The organism is Pinibacter aurantiacus, from assembly GCF_019130065.1.
Lineage (GTDB): Bacteria > Bacteroidota > Bacteroidia > Chitinophagales > Chitinophagaceae > Pinibacter > Pinibacter aurantiacus.
Genome location: NZ_JAHSPG010000014.1, coordinates 102,208 through 127,038, shown reverse-complemented (window position 1 = coordinate 127,038; position 24,831 = coordinate 102,208). Strand labels below are relative to the sequence as shown.

General features: G+C 40.8%; 31 protein-coding genes. 22 read left to right on the top strand and 9 right to left on the bottom strand.

The features are described from left to right. Positions 1-27 precede the first annotated feature (27 nt). Positions 28-1,335, top strand: a complete 1,308-nt coding sequence (locus tag KTO63_RS18085) for a TlpA family protein disulfide reductase (protein WP_217792942.1) — start codon at positions 28-30, stop codon at positions 1,333-1,335. Positions 1,336-1,388: 53 nt separating this feature from the next. Here KTO63_RS18085 and KTO63_RS18080 read toward each other — a convergent pair whose 3' ends face one another. The 4 genes from KTO63_RS18080 to KTO63_RS18070 form a co-directional block, all read right to left on the bottom strand. Next, positions 1,389-1,676, bottom strand: a complete 288-nt coding sequence (locus tag KTO63_RS18080; RefSeq protein ID WP_217792940.1) for a hypothetical protein — start codon at positions 1,674-1,676, stop codon at positions 1,389-1,391. Between the two features lie 33 nt (positions 1,677-1,709). Next, complete coding sequence (locus tag KTO63_RS26560) at positions 1,710-2,153, bottom strand: MauE/DoxX family redox-associated membrane protein (protein ID WP_394371636.1); 444 nt, start codon at positions 2,151-2,153, stop codon at positions 1,710-1,712. 120 nt (positions 2,154-2,273) lie between these two features. Beyond that, entirely contained in the window at positions 2,274-3,239 is a 966-nt protein-coding gene (locus tag KTO63_RS18075; protein WP_217792938.1) for a helix-turn-helix transcriptional regulator, read from the bottom strand. Between the two features lie 220 nt (positions 3,240-3,459). Next, positions 3,460-3,891, bottom strand: coding sequence for a hypothetical protein (locus KTO63_RS18070; RefSeq protein ID WP_217792936.1), 432 nt, complete (start codon positions 3,889-3,891; stop codon positions 3,460-3,462). A 291-nt stretch (positions 3,892-4,182) separates the two neighbouring features. On the opposite strand from KTO63_RS18070, the gene KTO63_RS18065 reads away from it, so the two are divergent. The 21 genes from KTO63_RS18065 to KTO63_RS17965 all read left to right on the top strand — a co-directional run bounded on the left by KTO63_RS18065 (position 4,183) and on the right by KTO63_RS17965 (position 20,465). Continuing rightward, positions 4,183-4,923, top strand: coding sequence for an RteC domain-containing protein (locus KTO63_RS18065; protein WP_217792935.1), 741 nt, complete (start codon positions 4,183-4,185; stop codon positions 4,921-4,923). A gap of 294 nt (positions 4,924-5,217) precedes the next feature. Beyond that, on the top strand, positions 5,218-5,406 hold the full coding sequence (locus KTO63_RS18060; protein WP_217792934.1) for a hypothetical protein: 189 nt from the start codon (positions 5,218-5,220) through the stop codon (positions 5,404-5,406). A gap of 116 nt (positions 5,407-5,522) precedes the next feature. Next, positions 5,523-5,861 (top strand): DUF4134 domain-containing protein, encoded by a 339-nt coding sequence (locus tag KTO63_RS18055; RefSeq protein WP_449580025.1) that lies wholly within the window; start codon positions 5,523-5,525, stop codon positions 5,859-5,861. A 9-nt stretch (positions 5,862-5,870) separates the two neighbouring features. Further along, positions 5,871-6,185 carry a DUF4133 domain-containing protein gene (locus KTO63_RS18050; RefSeq protein WP_217792932.1) on the top strand — a complete coding sequence of 105 codons (315 nt, stop codon included), beginning with the start codon at positions 5,871-5,873 and terminating at the stop codon, positions 6,183-6,185. Between the two features lie 2 nt (positions 6,186-6,187). Next, positions 6,188-8,632: a TraG family conjugative transposon ATPase gene (locus KTO63_RS18045; RefSeq protein ID WP_217792930.1), complete on the top strand. Its 2,445-nt coding sequence runs from the start codon at positions 6,188-6,190 to the stop codon at positions 8,630-8,632. A gap of 34 nt (positions 8,633-8,666) precedes the next feature. Continuing rightward, positions 8,667-9,053: a hypothetical protein gene (locus tag KTO63_RS18040; protein WP_217792928.1), complete on the top strand. Its 387-nt coding sequence runs from the start codon at positions 8,667-8,669 to the stop codon at positions 9,051-9,053. A gap of 11 nt (positions 9,054-9,064) precedes the next feature. Further along, positions 9,065-9,739: a conjugal transfer protein TraI gene (locus KTO63_RS18035; protein ID WP_232373241.1), complete on the top strand. Its 675-nt coding sequence runs from the start codon at positions 9,065-9,067 to the stop codon at positions 9,737-9,739. A 20-nt stretch (positions 9,740-9,759) separates the two neighbouring features. Further along, complete coding sequence (locus KTO63_RS18030; protein WP_217792926.1) at positions 9,760-10,380, top strand: hypothetical protein; 621 nt, start codon at positions 9,760-9,762, stop codon at positions 10,378-10,380. Between the two features lie 27 nt (positions 10,381-10,407). Continuing rightward, a complete protein-coding gene (locus tag KTO63_RS18025) occupies positions 10,408-11,040 on the top strand; it encodes a TerB family tellurite resistance protein (protein WP_217792924.1) in 633 nt (210 codons plus the stop codon). Positions 11,041-11,073: 33 nt separating this feature from the next. Continuing rightward, complete coding sequence (traJ, locus tag KTO63_RS18020; RefSeq protein ID WP_217792922.1) at positions 11,074-12,180, top strand: conjugative transposon protein TraJ; 1,107 nt, start codon at positions 11,074-11,076, stop codon at positions 12,178-12,180. A 32-nt stretch (positions 12,181-12,212) separates the two neighbouring features. Then, positions 12,213-12,818 carry a conjugative transposon protein TraK gene (gene traK, locus KTO63_RS18015; RefSeq protein ID WP_232373240.1) on the top strand — a complete coding sequence of 202 codons (606 nt, stop codon included), beginning with the start codon at positions 12,213-12,215 and terminating at the stop codon, positions 12,816-12,818. A gap of 2 nt (positions 12,819-12,820) precedes the next feature. Further along, positions 12,821-13,273, top strand: coding sequence for a hypothetical protein (locus tag KTO63_RS18010; RefSeq protein WP_217792918.1), 453 nt, complete (start codon positions 12,821-12,823; stop codon positions 13,271-13,273). Positions 13,274-13,279: 6 nt separating this feature from the next. Then, positions 13,280-14,653: a conjugative transposon protein TraM gene (gene traM, locus KTO63_RS18005; RefSeq protein WP_217792916.1), complete on the top strand. Its 1,374-nt coding sequence runs from the start codon at positions 13,280-13,282 to the stop codon at positions 14,651-14,653. Between the two features lie 23 nt (positions 14,654-14,676). Further along, a complete protein-coding gene (gene traN / locus KTO63_RS18000; RefSeq protein ID WP_217792914.1) occupies positions 14,677-15,519 on the top strand; it encodes a conjugative transposon protein TraN in 843 nt (280 codons plus the stop codon). 53 nt (positions 15,520-15,572) lie between these two features. Next, a complete protein-coding gene (locus KTO63_RS17995) occupies positions 15,573-15,854 on the top strand; it encodes a hypothetical protein (protein WP_217792912.1) in 282 nt (93 codons plus the stop codon). A gap of 19 nt (positions 15,855-15,873) precedes the next feature. Further along, positions 15,874-16,164 carry a helix-turn-helix domain-containing protein gene (locus KTO63_RS17990; protein WP_232373239.1) on the top strand — a complete coding sequence of 97 codons (291 nt, stop codon included), beginning with the start codon at positions 15,874-15,876 and terminating at the stop codon, positions 16,162-16,164. Positions 16,165-16,668: 504 nt separating this feature from the next. After that, positions 16,669-16,923 carry a hypothetical protein gene (locus tag KTO63_RS17985; protein ID WP_217792910.1) on the top strand — a complete coding sequence of 85 codons (255 nt, stop codon included), beginning with the start codon at positions 16,669-16,671 and terminating at the stop codon, positions 16,921-16,923. 619 nt (positions 16,924-17,542) lie between these two features. Continuing rightward, positions 17,543-18,058 (top strand): hypothetical protein, encoded by a 516-nt coding sequence (locus KTO63_RS17980; protein ID WP_217792908.1) that lies wholly within the window; start codon positions 17,543-17,545, stop codon positions 18,056-18,058. After that, entirely contained in the window at positions 18,055-18,735 is a 681-nt protein-coding gene (locus KTO63_RS17975) for a nucleotidyl transferase AbiEii/AbiGii toxin family protein (RefSeq protein WP_217792907.1), read from the top strand. The genes KTO63_RS17980 and KTO63_RS17975 overlap by 4 nt, the downstream gene beginning before the upstream one ends. A gap of 889 nt (positions 18,736-19,624) precedes the next feature. Beyond that, positions 19,625-20,077, top strand: a complete 453-nt coding sequence (locus KTO63_RS17970; protein ID WP_217792906.1) for an Hsp20/alpha crystallin family protein — start codon at positions 19,625-19,627, stop codon at positions 20,075-20,077. A 91-nt stretch (positions 20,078-20,168) separates the two neighbouring features. Then, positions 20,169-20,465 carry a hypothetical protein gene (locus KTO63_RS17965; RefSeq protein ID WP_217792904.1) on the top strand — a complete coding sequence of 99 codons (297 nt, stop codon included), beginning with the start codon at positions 20,169-20,171 and terminating at the stop codon, positions 20,463-20,465. A gap of 91 nt (positions 20,466-20,556) precedes the next feature. Here KTO63_RS17965 and KTO63_RS17960 read toward each other — a convergent pair whose 3' ends face one another. The 5 genes from KTO63_RS17960 to KTO63_RS17940 form a co-directional block, all read right to left on the bottom strand. Continuing rightward, positions 20,557-21,228 (bottom strand): MgtC/SapB family protein, encoded by a 672-nt coding sequence (locus tag KTO63_RS17960; RefSeq protein WP_217792902.1) that lies wholly within the window; start codon positions 21,226-21,228, stop codon positions 20,557-20,559. 466 nt (positions 21,229-21,694) lie between these two features. After that, on the bottom strand, positions 21,695-22,108 hold the full coding sequence (locus tag KTO63_RS17955) for a hypothetical protein (protein ID WP_217792900.1): 414 nt from the start codon (positions 22,106-22,108) through the stop codon (positions 21,695-21,697). 1 nt (position 22,109) lies between these two features. Then, entirely contained in the window at positions 22,110-23,996 is a 1,887-nt protein-coding gene (locus KTO63_RS17950; RefSeq protein ID WP_217792898.1) for an Ig-like domain-containing protein, read from the bottom strand. Further along, a complete protein-coding gene (locus tag KTO63_RS17945) occupies positions 23,993-24,433 on the bottom strand; it encodes an L-type lectin family protein (protein ID WP_217792897.1) in 441 nt (146 codons plus the stop codon). The genes KTO63_RS17950 and KTO63_RS17945 overlap by 4 nt, the downstream gene beginning before the upstream one ends. Further along, positions 24,405-24,791, bottom strand: a complete 387-nt coding sequence (locus KTO63_RS17940; RefSeq protein WP_217792896.1) for an L-type lectin family protein — start codon at positions 24,789-24,791, stop codon at positions 24,405-24,407. The genes KTO63_RS17945 and KTO63_RS17940 overlap by 29 nt, the downstream gene beginning before the upstream one ends. Positions 24,792-24,831: the final 40 nt, after the last annotated feature.

Sequence of the window (24,831 nt, the reverse complement as noted above, 5' to 3'; positions counted from 1 at the left end):
TATAATGTGTAATTTTCTGCCACCGGTATGAAACAACTATTTCTATGTCTTGCCTTGAGTTGTGTGTTGTACGCAAAAGGCCAGAACATGCGCCCATTAATGATTGGTGATACCTTGCCTCAAGTTTTGTTCGGTGAAACCTTACTTGATAATGCACCCGCGAAAACCATCAATGATATAAAAGCAAAACTTATCATCCTGGATTTTTGGTCCACGGGTTGCCTGGGATGCATACATGGGATGCCTCATCTTGACAGCTTGCAGCAAGCGTTTAATCATAACATTCAAATTGTCATTGTTTGCAACAGCAATCGCAAAAATGTTGCATCGCTTTTTAAAAGAATAAAAAAAGAGTATCCGCGTGTACCCATGATGTTGAATGATACGCTCCTTCATACATTGTTTCCACATACGACTGTACCGCATCACGTTTGGATAGATCAACAGGGCGTGGTGCAATTTATTACATACGATCATAATGCCACATGGAGCAATATTGAACGATTTTTAAGGGGTGAACAATTGCAACTGGCGACGAAAAAAGAGTTGGTTGATTTTAATGATGAAGTGAGTTTGTTCTCAGAAGGAAAAGGCAGGTGGAATAAGGATATACAATTTCATACCCTTTATGCAAAATCCCTCGATGGGGTAGAGAATGTAATGCCCGTCTTATACACAGATACGGTCAACAATTGCTCAACGATTCGGGCCATCAATGTGCCGATCAGGACACTCTTTCAATATGCCTACAACGAGTCATTCGGGGAAGGGGAATTTTACCTTGATAACAGGCTTGACGTCAGAACAAAAAATAGCGCATTCTTTAGCTATGAAGAGCCAACTGACAGTCTTATCAATGGCTGGAAACAAAAGGCAAGGGCGAGCTATGAAGCGGTGTTGCCCGGAACGGATAGTAAACTGCTTTTTATGATGATGCGTCGTGACCTGAATATGTATTCGCCCTTTGTTGGTCACGTAGAAAAACAAAAGGTAAAATGCCTGGTACTGATAAATTCAGGCATAGAGCCCTCCAAAGGGAAGGCGAGCGATTCGACATATGAAAGCAGCCTTGAACAGGGCTTGATCGTTACCAATTATACTATTCAAAATTCCGTTTTATCCTATCTGCAAAATTGTAACCCACAAATAAAAACGCCCATTATTGATGGTACCGGGTATGCAAAGGGTATCGATATGGTGCTGAAGCAGTTTCCCAACCATTTGGATGATCCTGCAAAATTAGCTTCCGTACGACTCGAATTACAACAAAGCGGGCTGGATATAAAAGAAGCATACAGGGAGATTGATATGCTGGTCATTGAAGACCACAAATAAAAGGCTGGCGTACATGCCCCGCGCATTCATACGGCCAGCCTTACCTTTACCTATCAATCCCTAACTTTAATGGTATAAGGTTTTGTAAGATCCGGAAGGCCGGAACCATTGTCCTGTGCCACCACACCGCAACGGTGAGCGCTTCCCTGGCAGTCCAGTTCATCTTGCCCATCATTAGGTGTCAATGAATAATGGGAGGCAATGTTCTGGAATGCATCGTTTGGATAATCGTTGTATTCAAAGTTCTTTGTTGCTGTTGGATGGTTATCCGCTTTCAAAGTAAATGAATTCAACGTGATCGCTGTTACGAGGGCAATAACGCCTAAAAAGTACTGTTTCATAAACGTTACAAGTTGAGTTAAAAATAATGCCTACTATATCACAGGTATTCGGCTATTCCTGATTGCAATATGTTTACCTGTCTTCAAGGCGCGCCAGCCATAGAGCGACAGTAGTAAAAAGCTGATATTAAAAATAAGATGCTGTTTCCAGGAGAGATAGCTGATAACGCCGCCGCAAGAACACGGGAGGTTCGGGATAAATAACAGCATGTACAAAATGTATATCGTAAATCCAGATAATAAGATTATTGAAACCAGCAAACCCGTCCTTCGAAGTGAAGGAAAAAGTAGCAGACTTGCCACCAGCAGTTCAATGATTGGGACAACCCAGGATAAGCAAATAGCAAAGAAGCCGGATAGTCCCGCACGCTCGAGCGTATGCAGAAATGTTGCGTGATGTGAAAATTTTTGGAACGCTGTATAAGCAAATAAAAATATGAGCAAGGACGAAATGATTTCAACTACTAGTTTGCGCATATAGGTTAAGGTTAATTGGTTCGTAAATAATGCTGATGTAAAGTTTACAATTCTTTACTTAAGTTTTTGGAGTATCTATTTGGCAAAATGGCAGAAAAAGTTTCGAAAAAGAGGCGTGATTTATTTTCTAACGTATCCAGGCGTATAGCCGAAATGATTGGTAAAGGCGTCTACGAAACTTGCAAAGCTAGCATAATTGACAAGTGCAGCGATCTCTTTGATCGGTTTGTCGGTGTGTGTGAGTAGATCTTTTGCCTTACGCAATCTCGCATCCTTTTGGTATTCGTATGGCGCGAGGCCATAGACCGCTTTAAATCCGTTTTTTAATGTGTGCATGGTAATATGTGTCCGCTTACACAGTTCTCGCGGTGTATGACGTTTGGTAAAATCTTCGAGTAGTATGTGCCGGACCTGCTCAAGTCCCTCGAGTTGTCTTTCGGATAATTTTAATTTTGGTTCGGGCTTGCTAAAAATTCTTGCCAGTTGCAGCACGAAGAACTCTTCCATTTTAATAGCATTATAGTTGCCCCTTATTGGAGATGGTACGCTAAAGCCTATAATATCATTGATTACATCGATGATCTTATGGGAAGCAAATTTTGGTGTGCCCGTAAGGGCAAAGAAATTAGGTCCGTAAAATTTAGCTATTTCTGTTTGGTTAAAGAATTGCTGCAAATGTTTATATACAAAGTCAAGGTTAAAAGACGACCCAAATGCGAAATAGTTTTTACCTTTTTCGAAAATAAAAGACATTTCTCTTGCCGGGTTATGAGTGAGAACCAGGTGTTCTTTTCTAAGTAAGAAATTATCTGCTCCGGTGATATGAGTATTTATATCCTGGTTTAACGGAATGAGTGACTGTAAGGCAAAACCTTGGTGACGAAAAGAAATAATGGATCTGCTATTAAAATAATAGTGGGCATAATGAAAGATGAAACTCGCTGTAATCTGCTGCTGTATTAGGATTTCACCTATGTGACCTTTGTAGTATAGCGCATCAGCACCGGGAATTATATCCCTACCAATATCTTTGAAATGGGGCGTTAACGGGATTTCTCCGTAAAGGTTTGAGTACAGCAGCGTCATAAGGGATAAGGTTATGCTGAACAATAATCTGGAATATACAAAAAATGATAAAGAGGTGAAAGCGCAGTAATACGTGTGACAACTACGGCGATAATGTTCGTCAATGATTAGTACCCGGTTTGTGGTATTGTATTTTTAAAATGTCGAGTTTTTTAGAATATTCTAAAAATATGGGCAAAGGATAAAAAACAATAACAATAAAATTGATGGACGATGGCAACTACTGTGCTATATCGCCGGCCAGCTTCAAAAGCCCTCGTTTAATTATGGGAGTCAATTTTAAAGGAAAGGTTTCCTGACCGCTGGTCCATTTTTGTATTTTAGAAAGTGCATCAGCATCTTCATTTAATAGCGATTCCAGTGAGATTTCAAATTTTGAAACAAATGATTGGAGGCTTTCTAACGCTTTCTCTGACAGCGTTTGCTGGCGTTCAAGCTCTGATAAAATTGTTTTGGTTTCTGCGAATAAACTGATCACCGTTTGTTGAAGTGCGGTTAATTGCATGCTATTTAGGCTGGGTTTACCGCTAACAAAATCAATTACCAGGTCTTTTTTCAGGATTGCTTTTCGAGCAATACCCTCAATGTTGATTAATTCGGAGCGTAACGCTTTGCGGAGTGTAATTTGTTGTTGTAAGTTTAGCTGGGCCATAATAATTGGAATTGAATGTACTACACCTTAAGGTGAATTTTTCTTTTTGCGAAAGTAATTCTTCTTTTTGCGAAACAATTTCCGTTCAAGTACTCTTTGAGATAGGTTATACTCCGGCGAACTTTACTGTCAAACTTTACCTATGACCTTCAACAACAAAAAGATTAGTATGCTCCCTTTTGCAGGAAGCTCTATAACGAACTTGAACAGGCGCTAGAGAAAATTGCTGAAGAAGAGGATGAAAGAATATTGCCTTTAGCCGAGCGATCTATACAGGTTGCCAAAAGCGTTATGGAGCAATTAAGAATGGATGTTGCTGCCTATGTATTTATTACGCAGGAGGAGGAGATTCATTTTTTCAAGGAAGAGAAACCCCTGCTCTATAGCAAGCTTATATACTTTTTGAAGATCTACCGGATTGAAACGCGCCGTCCCACAGGCAGCAATGAAACACAGCAAAAATATCTGCAAAAAGAACTGCGGCGGTTAACACATTACTTCGAAGACAATCTCCAGTTTTATCAGTATTACCGCTCCGGTGCCACCTACATGGATGAAAAATATTTTCTACGAGGGCACCAGGATATTTATCTCACACTCGATACCTATCACTTTGATGCCGATCCCAGTTTCTCCACCAGTCATGATTTCAGGGTGGCTAAAATTCATGCCCATGAATTGTTGCGCATATACCTGATCGGAGCACTTGAAGATTTGGAAAGAAAGGATGATGTAGCAAAGGCTCCCATCCACGCTCGTCAACCACTTGCCTGGACTGCTTCTAAAACTTCTCTAATTGAATTACTTTATGCATTGCAGTCTACGGGTGTCTTTAACAATGGTGCAGCTGATATAAAGCTACTGGCTACTTATTTTGAGCAAATGTTTGCGATTGACCTAGGAAACTATTACAGGATATTTCAAGAGATCAGGATCAGGAAGGGCAATCGAGCCGCATTTCTCGAATCACTCGCAGAAAAGCTTGTGCAACGAATGGATGATACTGACGAAAATCCCAAACAATACTTATAAAAGAATAATTGCAAAGTCGCCGGTAGATAGCCGACAACTTTCAAACGGAGACTTTGTGCATAAGAAAATGAATACCGTATACGGGGCGTAGTGTGAAAGGGTTCCGGGAAGTTTCGTATTGGTATAGAAATTATTAATAATCTACCATTCGAGATATAATCCCTACCATTTGACTGATAAAAAAACGTGAAAAAAAAGTTATACCGTATACCGGTCGTAGTGTGAAAAAACGCTTTTTTCTGATAGCATCTTTGTGTAGCAAACGACGAGATAAGCAAACGAAACAAAAATACGATGACACAAATAATTGATTGGGGCGCTTACTGCAATATGATGTTACTGATACTTATCCTGTATTACGGGGTTATTGGAGTAAAGTATTATAAGTACGAGCTGCTCCATCTCTTTGGAATAAGAAAAGTGGATAAGGAACAAAAGAAAGCGACAGAGTCGCTCGATCGTAACAAGGCTGTTGAGGGTTAGGTTGTAGGTTAACACTTTCCGGGAGCTGCCGGGTAGAGATTGAATGGTGTTGGTTCGGTAAGGCATGCGACCGGAAAGTTTTTAGAAATGATTGTGTAACATTTAAAAATAGCATTATGTGGAAAGAACAGTTGAGAAGGAAAATGCAATGCAAGCGTAAACAAGCGCTGCTGCTGTCTGCCGTGCTGATGAGTAGCAGCATCACTGCACTGTATGCACAGGATGGGGTGGCCGGTATACAGGAAGCCAATACAAAGGTGCGCGGATACTTTGATGTAGGATGCAACCTGATGTACGCCGTTGGTGCAATCCTCGGGTTGATCGGTGCTGTGAAGGTCTACCAAAAATGGTCAAATGGTCATCCGGATACAGGTGCAACGGCTGCTGCCTGGTTTGGAAGTTGCGTTTTTTTAGTGGTGGTGGCAACCGTTTTAAAATCATTCTTTGGTATTTAAACCATCGCTATGGCCGCAAGCATCTATACCATCAACAAAGGAGTAAACAAAAGTATCGAGTTCAAAGGCCTGAAAGCGCAATACATCTGGTATCTCGCGGGAGGATTGTTAGTATTGTTAATACTCTTTGCCATCTTATATGTAGTCGGCGTAAATACCTATATCTGCCTGATTATTATCCTCGGATGTGGTACGGTGCTTTTTACACAAGTGTACCGAATGAGTAAGACCTATGGTGCGTATGGGCTCATGAAGAAGGCGGCGAAAAGAAAGGTGCCGCAAGTGATTAAATGTCATTCAAGAAAAATGTTTATCAAAAACTAGCAATGGAAAAGTGGATGCGTGACATATTGCCCATCATGGATGTAGAACATGACTGCATTATCAGCAAGCAGGGAGATATCAGTATAGTCTTTAGCTGCAAGCTGCCGGAAATTTTCACACAAAGCGATGAGAACTATGAAGCATTGCACCAAGGGTTGATTAAGGCGATCAAAGTATTGCCGAAAGATGCAGTGTTTCATAAGCAGGATTGGTTCATCCGTACCCTATATACTTCTGACATAAACAACGAAGCGAATTTTCTTACCAGTTGTAGCGAAAAGCATTTCAAGGGCCGTCCCTACCTGCTGCACGAGAGTTATATTATTCTCACCAAAAAAGCACCCGGCAGAAAATCCGCCAGTTCCATACTCAGTAATCTGCTGAGACCGACACTAGTGCCGGAGCAAACTATTAATCTGCTTGCTATAGAAGAATTTGAAGATAGTTGCGGGCAATTTCAAAAGATACTTGAAAGTACAGGCATCGGCCTGGAAAGATTGCGTGATGAACAACTACTTAGCGGGCGAAAAAGGGCGGGTTTGATCGAACAGTATTGTAACCTGTCCACTTCAGATGGAGAGTGTTTTATAAAAGACATTCAACTCAAAGATGATTTTAAGATAGGCAGCCATTATTTGCAGCTCTTCGCGATTGCTGACACCGAAGAAATGCCAGGGCTATGCGGTGCGAAGACGACCTATGAAAAGTATAGCACAGACAGGACAAAATTTAGTATTGGTTTTGCGGCATCGCTTGGTCTGTTGTTGCCTTGCGATCATATTTATAACCAGTATATCATGATCGGCGATGCCCAAGCCAGTATAAAGAAATTAGAAAGTAAAAGACTTCGCTTGCAATCGCTTTCTAATTACAGCCGCGAGAATGCCATCGCGAGAGATGCGGTCAACGAGTTTTTAAACGAATGTATCAGCCAGTCACGATTACCCGTGAGCGCTCATTTTAACATCATCACCTGGACAACGAATAAGAATGAACTAAAGGAAATCAAGAACCTGGTAGCTACTTCGCTTGCCCAAATGAATGCGGTTGCCAAACAGGAAACAGTGGGAGCTGCACAGATATGGTGGGCGGGCATACCGGGCAATGAGGCAGACTTTCCGATGAACGACACGTTTGAAACTTTTGCAGAACAGGCTTCGTGTTTTCTCTCGCTCGAAACCAACTATGAAAGCTGCGATCCAAATGAAGGTATCCGGTTTTGTGACCGGTTAAGTGGCAAGCCGGTGTATGTTGATCTATTTGATGCACCAAGAAAGCAAGGCATTACTTCCAATATGGGTATGCTCGTTTGTGGCACAAGCGGAGGCGGCAAAAGCATGACAGTGAACCACATACTCCGTTCAATGTATGATCAAGGATCACATTGTGTCATTGTTGATATTGGGGGCAGTTACAAGGGATTATGTGAACTGGTAAAGGGATATTATTTCACTTATGAAGAAAAAAATCCGATCCGCTTTAATCCGTTCTATATAGCCCAAGGCGACCTATTGGATACGGAAAAGAAAGAAAGTTTAAAGGCGCTACTCATTGCACTTTGGAAACAGGAAAACGAAAAGTTCAACAGGAGCGAGTATGTCGCGTTGTCCAATGCACTTAGTGGTTATTACGAATACTTGCAAAACAATAGCAACGTTTTTCCTTGCTTCAATACGTTTTATGAATATCTGCACGCAGAGTATGTGGGTGTGTTAAAGGGACACAATGTAAAGGACAGCGATTTTGATGTCAGCAATTTTCTCTATGTGCTCAGGCCTTACTACAAAGGTGGTGAGTTTGATTACCTGCTTAATGCAAAAGAGAACCTGGAATTGTTACAACAACCCTTTGTGGTATTTGAACTGGATGCCATTAAAGATCACCCCATACTATTTCCAGTGGTAACACTCATCATCATGGAAATGTTTATTTCCAAAATGCGCAAGCTACAGGGCGAAAGAAAAGTGCTGGTCATAGATGAAGCCTGGAAAGCCATTGCAAAATCCGGTATGGCGGAGTTTTTAAAATATGCGTTTAAGACGATCCGAAAGTTCAACGGCGTTCCTTGTGTGATCACGCAGGAACTGGATGACCTGGTAAGTTCACCCATCATTAAAGATGCCATCATCAACAATGCAGATATTAAGATACTCATGGATATGCGCAAGTTCATTAACAAGTTTGACAAGTTGCAGGACGTGCTGGGCTTATCGGAAAAAGCAAAGACAATTCTCTTATCGGTGAACAAAGACAACCGGGAGATATTCATTGATCTTGGCGGACAGATCTCAAAGGTCTATAAGAATGAACTCTGCCCCGAAGAATATTTTGCTTTCACCACTGATGGAAGAGAACGGGTGAAAGTATTAGAATATGCAGAAAGATATGGCAGCATGGAAAAAGGGATCGCTAAACTGGTGGAAGAAATGAAGGCAGGCAGACACTAATCATTGTATTCATTAACCTACAAATAGATTTTCTATGAAATTGATCCTTTTATTGACCATTGCATTAACCACATTTTTTGGGAGCTGCACTAATTCACCTTCTGATAAAATTCGCGAGTTTATTCCCGGCATGTATGTTAGACAACTTCACGATGAATTTACGAGTGGTGCAGATACCCTAATAATCTCTGAATACGATCCATCGGGCGGTGTCTATTTTATTGATAGCAAGATGCGATATCAACAACACCTGGATGGAAAGATATTCCCATCGGAATATAAGGTGAAAAAAAGAACAGGAGTTTATGACCCAAAGACACATCAATTAATAATTCAAAACACCGAAGATATTCTCACCTTTTTACCAGGACAAAATAAACTCTTACAGGGAAGAACGGAATACAATAAAGTCAAGGACTAGCAAAGTAAATTATGAAAAAAGTATTCATCACCATTGTGCTTAGTTGCACACTCATCGTTATGCCTACACAAAAAAGCCATGCGTTTATCTGGGAGATTGTAAGGCAGGCCATTATTGCTGCTATCAAAGCAGCTGATCTTGCCGTACAAAGATTGCAAAATAAAACCATCTGGTTGCAATCTGCACAAAAGAACCTGGAAAATATTCTATCCAAAGTGAAGCTCGATGAGATCACCGACTGGACAAAGAAACACAAAGCGCAGTACCAGCAATATTTTGACGAGCTTAAACAAGTGAAAGATGCTATCAGTACCTACAAGAAGATCAGGGAAATAATGGAGCATCAAAAGCAACTGGTAGATGAATACAAGATTGCTTTCAACAAGTTTAAACAGGACAAGCACTTCATGGCAGATGAGATCTCATACATGGCAAAAGTCTACACTGGTATCATGGATGAAAGTATCGATAACCTTGACCGGTTGTTCTTAGTCATCAACGCTTTTAACACGGAGATGACAGACGGTAAACGATTGGAAATAATAAGTAGTGTTGCAAGGCAGATTGACGATAACCTGAATGATCTCCGGGATTTTAACCAGCAATGTGTACGGTTGAGCCTGCAGCGAAGCAAAGACGAAAATGAACTAAAAACGATGCGGCAGTTTTACGGTCTTTCCAATTAGTAAGCAGAATCAATGATGTTATGAAAAAGCTGATAGTGATAATATTAATGGCAATCCTTGCGATACAGGCAAAGGCAACGGCACAGAATCAGCAGATCAAAGTCTATTTGCAACAGATCGCAGCCAATAAGGCATACATTGAACTTTTGCAAAAAGGTTACCAGATTGTGAAGAAAGGATGGAAGACAATCGGGGATATCAAGCAGGTACATTTTACAATGGACGGAGATTTTTTCAAAAGCCTCGAAGCGATCAATCCAAAGGTAAAGAACTATGCAAAAGTCGCTGCTTCAATCGTTTTGCTCAACTCGACAAAGAAGCAAATACAAAACCTGTCGAATGCTGTTAACACCAATAATTTGTTTAGCGCGAGTGAAAAGGACTACGTTAGTAACGTTGGAACAAACGTTCAAAGCGAATGTGTCACACAATTTGATATACTCCAAACTATAATAACAGACTCGCAGTTGAAAATGAGTGATGATGAACGAATAAAAAGAATAGAGGCGGTATATGACGCTGCTGCTGATGTTTACTCCTTTGTAAATGCGTTTGTATCGGATGTGCAAATATTAGTCTTGCAGAAAACCAAGGAGCAAAAAGAAGTGAACAATTACCGCAAAGCAGCAGATTTGAAATGATACCGTAAGAACTAAAAAATGTGGTGTATGAAAACGAAGATTATTTTGTTGTGTTTTACGCTCTTGTTAAACATGAGCGCAATAGAAGCGAAGGCACAGGCTCCTGAGCTGGCGCAACTTGCACTGAATATTGAAAAGCTGGCGCAGTTCAAACAGATATTGTCAGACTTAAAGAAGGGTTACGAAATTTTATCCGGTGGTTACAAAACCATAAAAGATTTGTCGGAGGGTAATTTTAACCTACATAAAGTATTTTTAGACGGATTGCTGGAAGTAAGTCCTACAGTAAAAAAATACAAACGGGTGGCTGATGTTGTCGACTATCAATTGCAACTCGTAAAAGAATATAAAGCGGCATTTACAAGATTTAAGGACGGCGGCTGGTTCAATGCAGATGAACTGGATTATATCAGCAAAGTATATGACAATTTGTTTTCTCTTTCTTTGAAGAACCTAGATGACCTGCTAACGGTTGTTACAGCCAAAAAATTACGGATGAACGATGATGAACGGTTAAAGGCCATCGACAAGATTTTTGAAGACATGCAGGATAAGCTGATATTTCTTCGTTCGTTTAACAGCAGCACTTCATTACTCATGGTGCAACGCCTTAAAGAAAAACGCGAAGTGAAAAACATGCAGGGCTATTACAAGCCATGAAATAATAAGCATCTAACAATTAATAAGTGAAGTATGGAACGTTGTAGAAAGGTAGCGTTGTGGGCAGCTTGTATATTATCGCCAGGTTCACTCTTCGCACAAAACGGTTTGGGTGATGACATTAAGGGACTTCATTCCGTGCTCGATCAATTGTACAAGGAACTGATCCCGCTTTGTTCGCAGCTAATAGGAGTGGGTAGGGGTATTGCTGGGTTTGCTGCTCTGTGGTATATCGCTTATCGTGTTTGGGGACATCTCGCCAGGGCAGAGCCTATAGACTTTTATCCCTTGTTCAGACCCTTTGTGGTGGGATTCGCGATTATCATTTTTCCCTCTCTCATCCAGCTTATCAATGGTGTCATGCAACCCACCGTAAGCGGAACTGCTGCAATGGTGAGTCACACAGATGACGCAATTGCAGTACTTTTAAAACAAAAAGAAGCCGCTATTAAACAAACGACCGCATGGGAAATGTATGTTGGTGTAACTGGAATCGGTGACAGGGACAAGTGGTATAAATACACGCATCCCGGAAAAGATCCTGAGGATGAAAAAATTATAGACGGCATCGGCAATGATATAAAATTTGCGATGGCAAAAGCGTCGTACAATTTTAGGAACTCTATCAAAGAATGGATGAGCGAAGTGTTGCAGGTGTTGTTTGCTGCTGCCTCCCTTTGTATCAATACCATCCGAACGTTTAACCTGATCATCCTTGCCATTCTCGGTCCACTTGCGTTTGGCTTGTCTGTGTTCGACGGTTTTCATCATACGATCCGCCATTGGTTTGCGAGGTATATCAACGTGTTTTTGTGGTTGCCGATTGCCAACATATTCGGTGCCGTCATTGGAAAGATACAGGAGAATATGCTAAAGATCGATCTTAGCCAAATCAACCAGAATGGAGACACATTCTTTAGTCGGACGGACATGGGCTACCTGGTATTTTTAATTATTGGCATCGTGGGATATTTTACCGTACCATCAATCGCCAGCCAAGTACTTTGGGTCGGTGGTGGTGATGCACTTACCTCAAAGGCAACAGGCATGGCCGCCACAGCCGCTAATGCTACCACTAATCTAGCAGGAACAGCCATCAATCAAACTGCAGAAAAAGGCCGTGAAATGATGGGTCTTTAATCAAGTAAAAAATTAAAGGAATGTTTTCAAAAATGAAGCATATAGATACAGCCTTCCGGTATGTACGAATGTTCACGTTCGTTATTATATTGGGTTCGTTACTGCTTTCAGGGTTTGTTATCTACAAGAGCTATGAACTGGCAACAGTTGCTAAGAACAAGGTATATGTACTAGCCGGAGGTAAGGCTCTTGAAGCACTCGCCACCGATAGGAAAGACAATGTACCCGTGGAAGCGAGGGATCATGTGTTTATGTTCCATCATTATTTTTTTACCCTTGACCCGGATGATAAAGTTATACAACGAAACATTACCAAAGCCTTGTATCTCTCAGACGCCTCCGCTAAACGTCAATATGAAAACCTGAAAGAATCGGGTTATTATTCCAACATCATTGCCGGAAATATCAGTCAGCAAATCAGTATTGACAGTATTAGTATAAATGTAGATAGCCATCCGTATTATTTCCGGTGCTACGCCACGCAGCAGATCATACGGGCAACTTCTATCGTATATAGATTACTGATTACTGAAGGCTATTTGCGTAATGTGGAAAGAAGCGATAACAATAGTCACGGCTTCCTGATCGAAAAATGGCACACGATTGAAAACAGGGATGAGAAAACAGTCAATCGATAGTAATGTTCAAGGTTAAACGAAATCAGAAACCAACATCGCCTCTATATCCGTTTTGGAATAGTGTGGTGCAAGTGATACAAACGAGGTTGAAATGTCTTGCAAGGTGGTGTGAACAGAAAACCAGGTTGTGGAGCAAACAAAGATGGCAGACAGTGTTGATTGTTTTTTCCACAGCTTCATTTATTATTAGTGGCTGGATAATCCATACAGCTCTTGTAAACACCAATGAAGTAATTTCTGTGCAAGAGATCATTAAAGTTCCCCCAATGGCGCCAATTGAAAGAAATACGAACAACACACGGAAAACCCTGCTTTGCCTTCAACAATTAAAACATAACCTGGATAGCTTAAAAGAGAGCAATAAACCCGGTTTTGAAGAATTAATTAGAAGAGAGCCTCATCTTTTGGACAGTTTAAATGGATTGATAGAATTATACACTGAACAATCAAAATAAAATCATATGCTACAGGATACCAGTATTACAAGAGGATATACCCAGAAATATTTACGACAACGAAAATTCTTTTTATTCTTACCAGCCTTTGTATTGCCACTTATTAGTTTTTTGCTTTGGTATGTTGGTGTGATTGGTAGCACACAAACAATCGATAATTCTGCGATGAAAGCTGGTGGGTTAAACATGACACTTCCTGGTGCTAATACTGCTAAGGATAGCAGTTGGAGTAAATTAAACTTTTACGAGGCTGCTGATAAAGAGGCTGCCAAGAAAGCTTCGCTCGCAAGAAATGACCCTTATTACCAGCTATCGCCGCTCGAAGATCAGGAGATCATTGATTCCAATTTGTTACCGGTTTCTACTAAAAGCAAAGGTGAATACAACGCCGCACACCAACTTCCTGCAAATAGTTTGTTATCCCATATTTCAACAAAAGATCCGAATGAACTAAAAGTCTACGAAAAGCTGGATGCACTGAATAAAGCTTTAGCCACTGAAAATGACAAAGCTAATCTTTCGAATAATAGTGAGAAGGTACCAGCTGTACCAAAAATACAAAACAACAAGGATGAGGTAGAAAGATTGGAAGCTATGATGCAACAGGTACAGAATACCGGAAATAATTCCAATCCTGAAATGGAGCAGATCAACTCGATGCTCGAAAAAGTATTGGATATACAACACCCGGAAAGGGTGAAGGAAAGGCTTTCAGAAAAGTTGCTTCCATCATCGCAATCCTCACTTTTGACCGTCGTGAAGCAGAACGATGTATTGACCGTTTCTTCTTTACAATCAGAGGAGAACGTTGCCGTTGCCGATACAATCTATGATCAACAGGAGCCGAGAGAAGCGACAACGCTTAACCAGTTTTATTCAATTGGGGATGATCGTGAAGAGAGTGTTGCTACGTCAAATATTATTGAAGCTGTTATACCGGAAAGCCAGACAATTGTTAACGGCGCTGTTATGAAGTTGCAATTGAAAAATGATGTCAATGTCAAAGACATCTTAGTACCCAAGGGAACGTTCTTGTATGGCACTTCTTCAATCAATAACGAAAGATTGATAATAAGTATATCAAGCATTAAATATCTTGATAACATTCTTCCTGTTGCATTATCAGTGTATGACCTGGACGGAATGGAAGGCATTTATACTCCTGGTGCTATTACAAGAGATGTTGCAAAACAATCATCAGATCAGGTTGCACAGGGGATGTCATTATCAACGCTTGACAATTCATTAGGCGCACAAGCCGCAACGGCCGGAATACAGGCTGCAAAAACGTTAATAAGTAAAAAGGCAAAATTGGTGCGAATTACAGTTTCTGCCGGTTATGAAGTTTTACTGCGTGATGTCAAACAAAAAATCGAATAAATTTTAAACAATAAAACAAGGTTATGGAAAAGTGTAAAAGAATAGTCGCATTGGTGATATCCGTTTCGTTGTTTGTTACAACATTTGGTCAACAACAAGATGCAAATACTGAATTAACAAATATTCAATCCCTTTCGATAGAGGTAGGATACAGTAAAACAAGCAATATTGTTTTCCCATCTAAAATTATCAGTATTGACAGAGGTAGCCAATCTATCATTTTACAAAAAGCAAAGGGTGTTGAAAATATTCTGCAAATAAAAGCTGCGAAAAGAAAGTTCCAGGAAACCAACCTTACCGTCATAACAGCAGATGGAAAGTTCTATTCCTTTTTAGTAGATTATTCGGATTCTCCAGCAATGTTGAACATCGACCTCAGTCAGCAGCAAGTAAAAGATTTGACTTCAACATTGCTGATGAGAGACAGGAATGTATCTGTACTAGAAAAAGAAAGAAACGAGATACCTAAACAACGCTCTTTTTTGAAGTTCAAACGAACCAATCAAAAAGTCAGTGTGCATCTTAAAGGTATTTATTTGGGAGACCGCTCCATGTGGTTTGCGCTTGAGGTAATAAATAAATCCTTCATCGAATTCAAACCGGCTCAGATTCGGTTCTTCATTAAAGACAAACGTCGTTCAAAAAGAACAGCGATACAGGAACAGGAAGTTTCGCCGATTTACTCAATCCAGTTACCGATAATAAAGAAATCGGAAAATAAGTCAATAGCAACTGCGTTCATCCCTTTCACCATTCTATCGTCAAAAAGGTTGGTGATTGCTATCAACGAAGAAGCTGGTTCCCGCGAACTGATCCTGCCAGTAAAATACAAAACACTTGTGAGAGCGAAGCCCATTTCTGAATAGCAATTTCAATAGTTTTTGATAACCTAATTGCAAAATGTTAAACGATGTCTAACATGAAATACTTTATTGTTCGAAAAGGTGTAGAGTTTGTGATATACAAAGTAAGCGACGAATTCGAACAAGCATTTAGGAACAAGTATGGAAAAAAAATCCTCATCGAAGAGAATGCTTTGACGGATGTCCTGATAAAATTCGAACAAGAATTTATGTTCACTATTGACTTCCATACAGAAAACTCATTTCCATTTGAAAAGGACGCAGGCACTGCGGGAGCGCAACCTGCCAGCGATAAGATGGAAGACGGGGATGATAAACCCATGGATAAGGCTCGGTAAGAGCTTTATCTTTTTAACAATGACTAAAGCATTCATTATGGAAGTGGATTTTATCACCAAAAACGATCTGGAGAATTTTCGGGCGGCATTGCTTAACGATATAAAAGGATTAATGCAGAACAGCCAAACATTTTCCCGAAAAGAATGGCTGAAAGCCATTGAGGTTCGAAAATTATTAGGTGTTTCTAACGGAACACTGCAGAGTATGCGAGTAAAAGGAACGCTTCGTTCTTCTAAAATTGGAGGTATACATTATTATCGATATACAGATATTGAGAATTTGATGCAACAAGGATATGCTTTAAAATGAAAGGAACGATGTATGAGAAAGACGAAAATATTGTTGGTTGTCTCTTGAAAGATAAACGGATTACGCCGACCCTGATGACATTATATTTGGCTATCTATTTTCTTTATGTAGAGAAAGGTAAAATGAATAAGGTTTATATTTCGAGAAGGCAGGTGATGGGCCTTGCGAAGATAAACTCATATTATACATATCACAGGGGCATAACTATTCTTCAAAATTTGGGATATATACAATACCATCCTTCGTATCATCCAAAGTGTAAGACAGAGGTAAGTATTTTGATTTGATCTTTATAGTTCAGATGGCCATGAACAAAAATTATTTCATTTATAGACACTTTGCTAGTAAATCATCATCATTGCATTTGATTCCATTTGATTGCGATCATGTTAAAGCATGGATAATTTTGTATGCAATTGAAGTATGGATCAAGCTTCTTAATTTTATGGTTATAAACTGTTGCTTATGCAGATGAAAATGGACCCAAGTAACAAATGATTTCATATGAAAAAGAGCCTAGCTTTTAAGTACGATGATAATTATTACTCGGCAGAGTATGAAGAACATAATGGATACTATCTAATTGAAAATATCAGAATTGACTTTAACGATGGTATTGCTGATATCCCAGTAAGATCGATGAAACTTCATTGTCGTATATGCAATGATACTTTAATGTGGCTTGATGAGGAGGGAAACACAAATCTATTAATCGGCTCGTTAGGTAATGCAATCAGGTTCATTGAAAAAGGATTTTGAGTATATCCAAGCGTCTTGAGCACCTGAAGCGACCGAATAGTGATTTAACTGCAATAATGGATTTAGATTAATATCCACAGATGACATATTGTTAGTGGCCAGTTGCAAATAGAATTATTTTACATCGTTTAAAATGAAAGATAAACTTTGTTATTTTTCTACCGGCAGTGGTTACAGTGTTACATAAAGTCTTTAATATTGGTTGAAACTAAAAGACGGCTTATCGACAAATATTTACATTTCTCCTTATTAGCAGCCATAGATTTTCAAAGTTCGCATTCGGTTCCAACTCTTGTCTAGTAAGCTAGGGTATATCCAGTTTTACGGCAATTCAGAGTGTATTTTAATGACAAATATTTTTGTCCATATTTTTATCAAATGGCCATCAAATAGGAAACTGTTGATTTTCAGTAGAGTATGCCCATTTTAGCAAATGTCATCAAATAGACGAGACCCAATAGAGATATACTTCGGATATCGTCTTGATTTTATTATTGGGGTCTTCAATTCATTTTGATCTTCAATTTTGAAACATCTGTCAATCAAATAGTTGAAAATATGTTTCTACTTGTTCTTTGTTCGCGATTCGCGAACTGAAAACAATTTGTATATTAGCAATATGAAAGCTCATAATGGAATGCGGCCACAGGATATAGTTGTACTTCTGAAGATTATTGCTTTGCAAAATTCGGAGTGGCAATATCGTGACCTATCAGCAACTTTATCAATAAGCGTGTCGGAAATATCTGAATCTCTAAACAGAAGTAGTATAGCCGGGCTGATTGATCCGGGTAAAAGAAAAGTGTATAAACAATCCTTCATGGAATTTATTCAATATGGACTTCACTATGTTTTTCCTCAAGTCCCAGGCAGTATGTTAACCGGCGTCGGAACAGCTCATTCGCATCCGTTGTTTAAAAGGCATTTTAAGAGCGAATACAATTATGTGTGGCCGAGTGATGACGGCAACATGCGGGGATTGGCCATTGAACCACTTCATAAAGGTGTGCCCGACGCTGCGCAAAAAGACGCACTGCTTTATGAACTTCTGGCAAGTGTCGATGTTATACGCGTTGGCAAAAGCCGTGAAATCAAGTTTGCTATTGATATCCTACAAAAAAATATTCTACAATGAGTTACAATGAAAATATTACAAGAATCAAAGCGGTGCACGATGCTCTGGGCGAATTAAAAGACCAGGTTGTTTTTGTTGGCGGAGCGACCGTTTCTTTATATGCTGACCGACCTGCTACCGAATCTCGTCCTACGGAGGATGTAGACATCGTTGTTGAATTGTATAACTATGCAGATTACGCAGCCTTGGAAAATACTTTGAGGATGAAAGGTTTTGAAAATGACAGGGAATCAGGTGTTCTTTGCCGATACAGGATAAATGGAATTATTGTTGATGTAATGGCAAGTTCCGAAGATGTATTGGGATTCTCAAATAGATGGTATCCAGAAGCTGTTAAACAGTCCAATACAAAAGACCTAGGGAGTAATTATACTGTGAGGATTTTTACATCACCCTATTTCGTCGCTACCAAGCTGGAAGCATTCAAGCACCGTGGGGAAGGAGACGGCCGGTTTAGCTCAGATTTCGAAGACATTGTCTATATTTTAAATAATCGTAGTTCTATTTGGGATGAAATTAAACACTCGGATGAAGCTGTCCGCTCCTATTTAATCAATGAGTTTAAAAGTTTACTGAAAAACTCTTACCTGGATGAATGGATAAGCGCTCATTTAGAATATCATGAAAGGAGAAGAGTTGACTTCGTTGTAAATTCTATCAGGGAATTGGTTGAGTGAATTTTATTTTGATCAACTTAATGGATGTTGTCCTCGCTATTTCAAGTAACACAAAAGTCGAAGTAGGATAGCAACTGAAAGAGAATGAATATTCACATTTTCCAATCATTGATTGGGAATTGAAAGATGTGTTTTTTGAGCTTTATTTGATAATTACCCAATCGTTGATTGGGTAATTCTATTCTGATACAGAATATAAAATCGTTAGAAATATTAAAGTAGTGATAGAATAACCTTTGCTAAATTATCGTGTCAAATCTTCGCTCAACTATCAATTGTCTTTTTATCATAATTTTCACTTCGCTTTGCAGCATTTTTTTATATGCCTTTCTATCATCCAGGCTCAAGAACAAAAAATCTAATTGTCAAGAATGTGAGTAAATCATAGAGTGCTTCGAGAAAGCGCAGGCGAGCTATTGACATACATGTAATTAACGCATTAGGTTCTCGTGGGGTTCTCACTGAAGAATATAGCTTCATATAAATGGCAACACGTTATCGGATATGCGTTTATTTTACTTCTTCAAAATCTCCTGTCTTCCAACTGCCGTCAAGTAAATAGGCGAAATAAATTTTTACACACGTTAAAAAAAAATAACAAAAATTACGGCGGTTAAGGGTATCGGTTTTAATTAAGGGTAAACTGCAATTTCGATTTCTGCGGACAGCAAAGAATCATTCGTGCTGCTGAGCTATGATCACGCGTTTGTACCAACAAAAAGAAAAGAATTTTTGACAGGAGGCAGGACACATGCCGCATTCAAAATTATTTGATGTTCAATTAGAACCCAAACCGGCTCCTATCCAAACTGAAAATTTTTCCTGTCAAAAAATCATTTTTGAGCGTTGGCATTTTGATTGTAGATCGTTTTTAAAAAAAGGAGGAGTTATGAACAGCATTATTAAAAAAGAAAATGGTCATGTGCCAGCCTTTGGAAGTGTTGTCGATCAAATCTTCCAAAACAATCTCAGTCGCTTTTTTGATGAAGGAGCTTGGGTGAACCCAGCAGGAGGCAACCATGTGCCGGTAAATATCCGGGAGACACAAACTCACTATGAACTGGAGTTGGTTGCTCCAGGTCTGAAAAAAGAAGATTTTAAAATCAGCATTCAAAAGGATCTGATGACCATTTCCTTTGAACAGGTTGCATCTGTTGAAGAACAAGATAAGGGCTGGGTGCGCCAGGAGTATCGCCGGCAAAGCTTTTCACGCAGCTTTACCCTCGATGAAGCAGTAGATGCAGCAAAGATCACCGCACATTACCAGGATGGCATATTGCAGGTAACCCTGCCTAAGAAAGAAGGCAGTGCGAGTGTGTCGCGCACCATCCAGGTACAGTAAGTTACGATGTTACTGTGGGAAGGCGAAGGACGGAAGTAAACCTTCCGCCCTTTTGCATTTTATAACACATACACGAATAATGTTTGCAATTATGAAAACTACATTTTACGTCATACTGAACATTAAAACAATAAAGGGTATAGAGTCGTTTGGGAAACTGGAGATAGGCAACAATCATATGGTCGCCAGGCGGCTGTTTGGCATGCTAAAAGGGAGGCCGGTTAATTCCGATGAAGGCTTTATTCACATGGATTTGATGGAGACCAGAGAAGGATTGCCCATGAACCTGGAAGTTCTTCATTGTACACTTGCCGAATTGGGAGAGAATATACAAACCATCACTAAAGAAGTGTTCAAATGCCAGACCTTGCAGGATGGGCGCTATTAGCGAAAATGGAAGAAGCCTGCACGGCTCGCAAAGCACTTACAGCGTAAGGACCGAAGGGCGAAGAGCATAGGGTTGTAAGGTTGCCTCTGCCTTAGCGTTGGAAACCGACTTCCTTTACACCCGGCATTGCCTGTAGGGCGCTGATCAGCGCAGCCTGCCCAGCGCCTTGTAAGGATTTCATTTCGACGCTAACCGACAAATCACCACTGTCCGTTTTTTCTATCAGGCAATTGCTGCTTTCGCTTATGGTGAGGTGTAGGATTTTTTCAAGGGTACCGGTAGCGTTGTCGCCTGTCACTACGATCTTTAAACTGCGCCTGCGAAAGCGGTTGCCGATTTTCTTTTCAAATGGTTGCATCAGCCACAAGATGCAGAGCGCAAGCAGCGTGGCAATGGAGGCCGCAAAATACATTCCTCCGCCTGTTGCCAGACCGATCGCGGCCACTGTCCATAAACCGGAGGCGGTGGTTAACCCACGGACGATGCCTTGCCTTAAAAACAAGATGGTGCCTGCCCCAATAAAGCCAATGCCGCTGATAACCTGTGCGGCGATCCTCGATGGGTCGAGTACAACATTGTGTGTGCCAAGTATATCTTCAAATCCGTACGTTGATACCAACATAACGAGAGACGAACCGACACAAACCATCATATGCGTTCGAAGGCCGGCAGCCCAATCCTTGCGTTCACGCTCCAGTCCGACCAGTGCGCCGAGAAAAGCCGCAAGGGTCAATCGGATAATTATTTCTGACCAGGCAATCATAGTCTAATAAGTATTTTTGACGATAGGATATAACGTCAAATCAAGTGCCGAGGTTTACGGGATCGTGCCAATAGAATTTATATCGAGCGTGCTGCTCCATAAAAGTTTAACGAGAAAGTAAACCACGCCTCCGCTGATCAATAAGCGATATCCTTCAATTGCGCACTGCTTTTGAAGCCGCGTGTCATACATATATAGATTGCACTTAAGAATAATTTTTGCAGGCACACGTAAAGAAACAGCGAGTTTGGAGGCTTTGCTGTCATTAAGGTAAGTGCCTGTTTTATCTTTTTACTGTGGTGTTGCAAAGATGTTTTGATATGCCTGGTTTGTTGCGCACATTGAATACGCAGACGGTCAGCAGCTAAATATTAAGATCCTGGCACACGCTGATGAAAAGGACGAGACACCATTTCAGACGAAGGATAAAAGAACGCAGGTGCGTGAGAATGCGCCATCAGATGCTTTACCACCAAGTGGTTGCCGGTGCGACTATTTCTTCTTGATCGGATAGTTCTTGCTCAAAAGGAAAAACGGGTGTGCAAGTTTTTTGATTTTCAGAACATTCCCTCAGCCTTGCATACAATGAAAGGATCTCCGCATGAATTTGCAGAATTTCTTTTTCCATATGCTGCCTTTTTCGTTCTGCTTTATATTGTACAAAACAACCTGCCAGGTATCCGATTAATAATAATAATACAAAAACAACTGCGAGTACGGCTATGGATATATGCACTTGCATAAGTAAAATATTTATAGTTTCATCGATGCTATATTTATTCCTGCTAAGCCTTTTTTGTTGCACAAAACTGGCTAGCAGGCAGTTCACCACCACTTTCGGTAAACTGCCCTCTTGCGTCACCAGGATAAAAAAGAACAAGTTATCTTTTGACCAGTTTTACTATACCGGCACGTTTGTGACCTACCCATATTTCAGCGTAGTATAAACCACTTGTCAACTGAGACATCGATAATAGACCAATGTTGCTGGAACCTTTTTCTACTTGCAATTTTTCTGTTTGAATCAGTCGCCCGGTTGGATCGACGACACGAAGTGTAACCGTTTCCGTTACCGGCGTATTGATCGTCATTCGAAGCTCGGTTGCTGTAAATGGATTGGGATACAATTGAGCTTGCAACTCCTTTGATCCTTTTACTACGGTCAAAATTCTAGAATAAGCAAAATCACCATCAATGTCTATTTGTTGTAACCGGTAATACAAACGGCTTGAGGTAATTCCTGTTACATTATCCTCAAAATGATAAGATGTTTGTTCTGTTGAATTACTTGTTGTGGCATCAACAAAACCGATCTTCTCAAAATGAACGCCATCTAAACTTCTCTGCACCGCAAAACCTCTATTGTTCCATTCTGTGGCAGTGGTCCATTTTAACACGACTTGGTCTTGCCAAAACGTTGCCGAAATATCTGTATAGATTACAGGAAGTGGGGCACCGATGCGCAGCAAAACGGTGTCTGTTTTTGAACAGGTATTTAACTGCACCGTCCAAGTAAATAAATAATCACCATTGCCATTCAAGCCATTTACAGCGGTGGTATTATTTCCTGAATTTTGTATGACCGGCGATGCGGGGCCAGATAAAAAGCGCCAGTAACCGATGGCTCCCTGCGAGACCTCGTCTGATGTTAAAGGGGAGGCTTGCAAACTACCCTCTGTGCTACGTTCGGCCAGGCTTTGATCCGGGCCAGCATCGGGTGCGAGAGAGGCCGTATTGATCGTAGCCGTTACTTTTGTTCTTGTGGTGCTCACGCAGCCAAAAGGAGAGGTAAGGTATTTTTCCACCCAATAGGAAGTGGTTGTACTTAATACCGGCGTTGTGTAGGTACTGTCAAGGTAACTGTCTGAAACATGTAACGGATTTCCACTTGTTTCGCTGTCCCACCACCTATAGGCCTCACCCGCAACTGCACCACCTGTTTTTAGCAGCACCTGGGCGTCTTCACAACTACTGCCTGGATAAGCAGCCGGGGAAAGTGAATTATTACTTATGTTGACTGTCACGGGTTTTATATCGGTACAACCATCCGCACCCGCCAGTTCAATATAATAAATGCCATTCTGACCAACCTGGGTAGGGTCATCCACTGGTGTCGTACCGGCAGCATCTTTAAAGTAGGCGACTGTCCCAGGCGAGGTGGTGGTATAAACGCTGGACGAAGTCAGATCCGCCGTATTGGGTGAACACGCTGCTACTGTATCCTTTAGTATAGTGATGGCATCCCCTGTATTAGTCCTGATGTTTGCCTTAATCGGTGCCCCATAGCTTTTTGCGCCATACAGATCTTGTATACTGTAATAAATGACCGCTTCTCCTTCAAACGCCGCGACGGGCGTAAAAGTAACAATGCCCTGGCTGTTGACAGTAAAAGTTCCGGTATCCTGCAAAACCCGTGTTTGTTGTATGCCCTCCATCAGCGTATCCAAATCAATCGTCGCCCTGTTCATATCCCTTCCCTTCGACAGTGGGGGCGGACCGTTATGGGAAGTGTCATTTGCGGCCGGGTCAAACACCAGTGAATTATTTTTGCAAGCCGCCAGGGAGTCAAGTGCTGCTCCAACTACAGCCAGTGAGTCGTGCGGCAGAACCTGCAAATTGTAGATCTCTTGTACATTCGTTCCAAAGCCTGTTCCACCTGAAAACCCAAGTTTTACGTAACCAGGTGGCTTGAAATTATAATTGAGGCTGTCAAAGATAGTATGTCTAACAATAGGCGACCCTTCTGTATACATGTACAGGTAAATCACAAACGCGGAATCTGTCCGTTCATATCCAGTTTGGGAACCATCTCTATTCTTACCCTTCGCCAGCCAACCGCCGTGGAATCCCTGGATCTTCCTGAAGCTTCGTTATTGAGTGGAAAAGGATTGACTGCTAATTTCGATGTAACAGTAGTGGCAACCCAAGGATAATCTGTCGTAATGGTTTCAATTGTTCCTTCTCCGGGACCCCTTATTGTGACGGAACTGGTATCGATGGTAGGTGTTCCTCCAACACGGCCTTCGCTGGCCTGCGAAAAGTTGCCAACAGCATCAAAACCAATCCCGATATATCCTTTGGATATACCAGGGATCAATGTATCTCCATTGCCCTCGGCATTGGGTACCACCTTTTGAGCATACCCCAGCGATCCGCCAAATCCACCTGCGTGGAAATTAAACCGGTTCACGCTTGAATCTTCCATAAAGAAACAAAATACCGTCCCCGGTCGGATTAGCCGGATTGTTAAAAATTCGTAAACCATCATACATCAGGTATTCAAACTCAATGATAAACCCTTTGTGCGTGGGAAATACCTGGCCGCTAGCCGCAATACCACTTTGGTCATGTTCGTTACTGGTTAGCCTTAGATAGCCGTCACCTTCTGCATCAATGACACCAGCTGTTAAATACGCTTTATTGGGTGATCCCGTAAATAACCAGCCAGGAGCTGTGCTGTTGGAAAAGGTTTCAACACCGGGGAACTGTGCAGTGGCACATAATGACAGACTGATTGCAAATAGGCATAATATCCTTTGCAAGAAAGAGGATTTGGACATCATAGTATAGGTTTAAACAATCAATAAAATACTGTCAGAATGG

What these genes read in the sequence shown, in the direction of transcription:
- traK (WP_232373240.1), top strand. Translation starts at nt 12,213, where the DNA reads ATGAAGCATATAGATACAGCCTTCCGGTATGTACGAATGTTCACGTTC.
- KTO63_RS18060 (WP_217792934.1), top strand. Translation starts at nt 5,218, where the DNA reads ATGACACAAATAATTGATTGGGGCGCTTACTGCAATATGATGTTACTG.
- KTO63_RS18085 (WP_217792942.1), top strand. Translation starts at nt 28, where the DNA reads ATGAAACAACTATTTCTATGTCTTGCCTTGAGTTGTGTGTTGTACGCA.
- KTO63_RS18040 (WP_217792928.1), top strand. Translation starts at nt 8,667, where the DNA reads ATGAAATTGATCCTTTTATTGACCATTGCATTAACCACATTTTTTGGG.
- KTO63_RS17995 (WP_217792912.1), top strand. Translation starts at nt 15,573, where the DNA reads ATGAAATACTTTATTGTTCGAAAAGGTGTAGAGTTTGTGATATACAAA.
- KTO63_RS17975 (WP_217792907.1), top strand. Translation starts at nt 18,055, where the DNA reads ATGAGTTACAATGAAAATATTACAAGAATCAAAGCGGTGCACGATGCT.
- KTO63_RS17940 (WP_217792896.1), bottom strand. Translation starts at nt 24,791, where the DNA reads ATGATGTCCAAATCCTCTTTCTTGCAAAGGATATTATGCCTATTTGCA.
- KTO63_RS18070 (WP_217792936.1), bottom strand. Translation starts at nt 3,891, where the DNA reads ATGGCCCAGCTAAACTTACAACAACAAATTACACTCCGCAAAGCGTTA.
- KTO63_RS18055 (WP_449580025.1), top strand. Translation starts at nt 5,523, where the DNA reads ATGTGGAAAGAACAGTTGAGAAGGAAAATGCAATGCAAGCGTAAACAA.
- KTO63_RS18030 (WP_217792926.1), top strand. Translation starts at nt 9,760, where the DNA reads ATGAAAAAGCTGATAGTGATAATATTAATGGCAATCCTTGCGATACAG.
- KTO63_RS18075 (WP_217792938.1), bottom strand. Translation starts at nt 3,239, where the DNA reads ATGACGCTGCTGTACTCAAACCTTTACGGAGAAATCCCGTTAACGCCC.
- KTO63_RS18035 (WP_232373241.1), top strand. Translation starts at nt 9,065, where the DNA reads ATGAAAAAAGTATTCATCACCATTGTGCTTAGTTGCACACTCATCGTT.
- KTO63_RS26560 (WP_394371636.1), bottom strand. Translation starts at nt 2,153, where the DNA reads ATGCGCAAACTAGTAGTTGAAATCATTTCGTCCTTGCTCATATTTTTA.
- KTO63_RS17970 (WP_217792906.1), top strand. Translation starts at nt 19,625, where the DNA reads ATGAACAGCATTATTAAAAAAGAAAATGGTCATGTGCCAGCCTTTGGA.
- KTO63_RS17960 (WP_217792902.1), bottom strand. Translation starts at nt 21,228, where the DNA reads ATGATTGCCTGGTCAGAAATAATTATCCGATTGACCCTTGCGGCTTTT.
- KTO63_RS18080 (WP_217792940.1), bottom strand. Translation starts at nt 1,676, where the DNA reads ATGAAACAGTACTTTTTAGGCGTTATTGCCCTCGTAACAGCGATCACG.
- KTO63_RS18050 (WP_217792932.1), top strand. Translation starts at nt 5,871, where the DNA reads ATGGCCGCAAGCATCTATACCATCAACAAAGGAGTAAACAAAAGTATC.
- KTO63_RS18045 (WP_217792930.1), top strand. Translation starts at nt 6,188, where the DNA reads ATGGAAAAGTGGATGCGTGACATATTGCCCATCATGGATGTAGAACAT.
- KTO63_RS17945 (WP_217792897.1), bottom strand. Translation starts at nt 24,433, where the DNA reads ATGGAAGATTCAAGCGTGAACCGGTTTAATTTCCACGCAGGTGGATTT.
- KTO63_RS18025 (WP_217792924.1), top strand. Translation starts at nt 10,408, where the DNA reads ATGAAAACGAAGATTATTTTGTTGTGTTTTACGCTCTTGTTAAACATG.
- KTO63_RS18065 (WP_217792935.1), top strand. Translation starts at nt 4,183, where the DNA reads ATGGAGCAATTAAGAATGGATGTTGCTGCCTATGTATTTATTACGCAG.
- KTO63_RS18010 (WP_217792918.1), top strand. Translation starts at nt 12,821, where the DNA reads ATGTTCAAGGTTAAACGAAATCAGAAACCAACATCGCCTCTATATCCG.
- traN (WP_217792914.1), top strand. Translation starts at nt 14,677, where the DNA reads ATGGAAAAGTGTAAAAGAATAGTCGCATTGGTGATATCCGTTTCGTTG.
- KTO63_RS17980 (WP_217792908.1), top strand. Translation starts at nt 17,543, where the DNA reads ATGAAAGCTCATAATGGAATGCGGCCACAGGATATAGTTGTACTTCTG.
- traJ (WP_217792922.1), top strand. Translation starts at nt 11,074, where the DNA reads ATGGAACGTTGTAGAAAGGTAGCGTTGTGGGCAGCTTGTATATTATCG.
- KTO63_RS17990 (WP_232373239.1), top strand. Translation starts at nt 15,874, where the DNA reads ATGACTAAAGCATTCATTATGGAAGTGGATTTTATCACCAAAAACGAT.
- traM (WP_217792916.1), top strand. Translation starts at nt 13,280, where the DNA reads ATGCTACAGGATACCAGTATTACAAGAGGATATACCCAGAAATATTTA.
- KTO63_RS17965 (WP_217792904.1), top strand. Translation starts at nt 20,169, where the DNA reads ATGAAAACTACATTTTACGTCATACTGAACATTAAAACAATAAAGGGT.
- KTO63_RS17985 (WP_217792910.1), top strand. Translation starts at nt 16,669, where the DNA reads ATGAAAAAGAGCCTAGCTTTTAAGTACGATGATAATTATTACTCGGCA.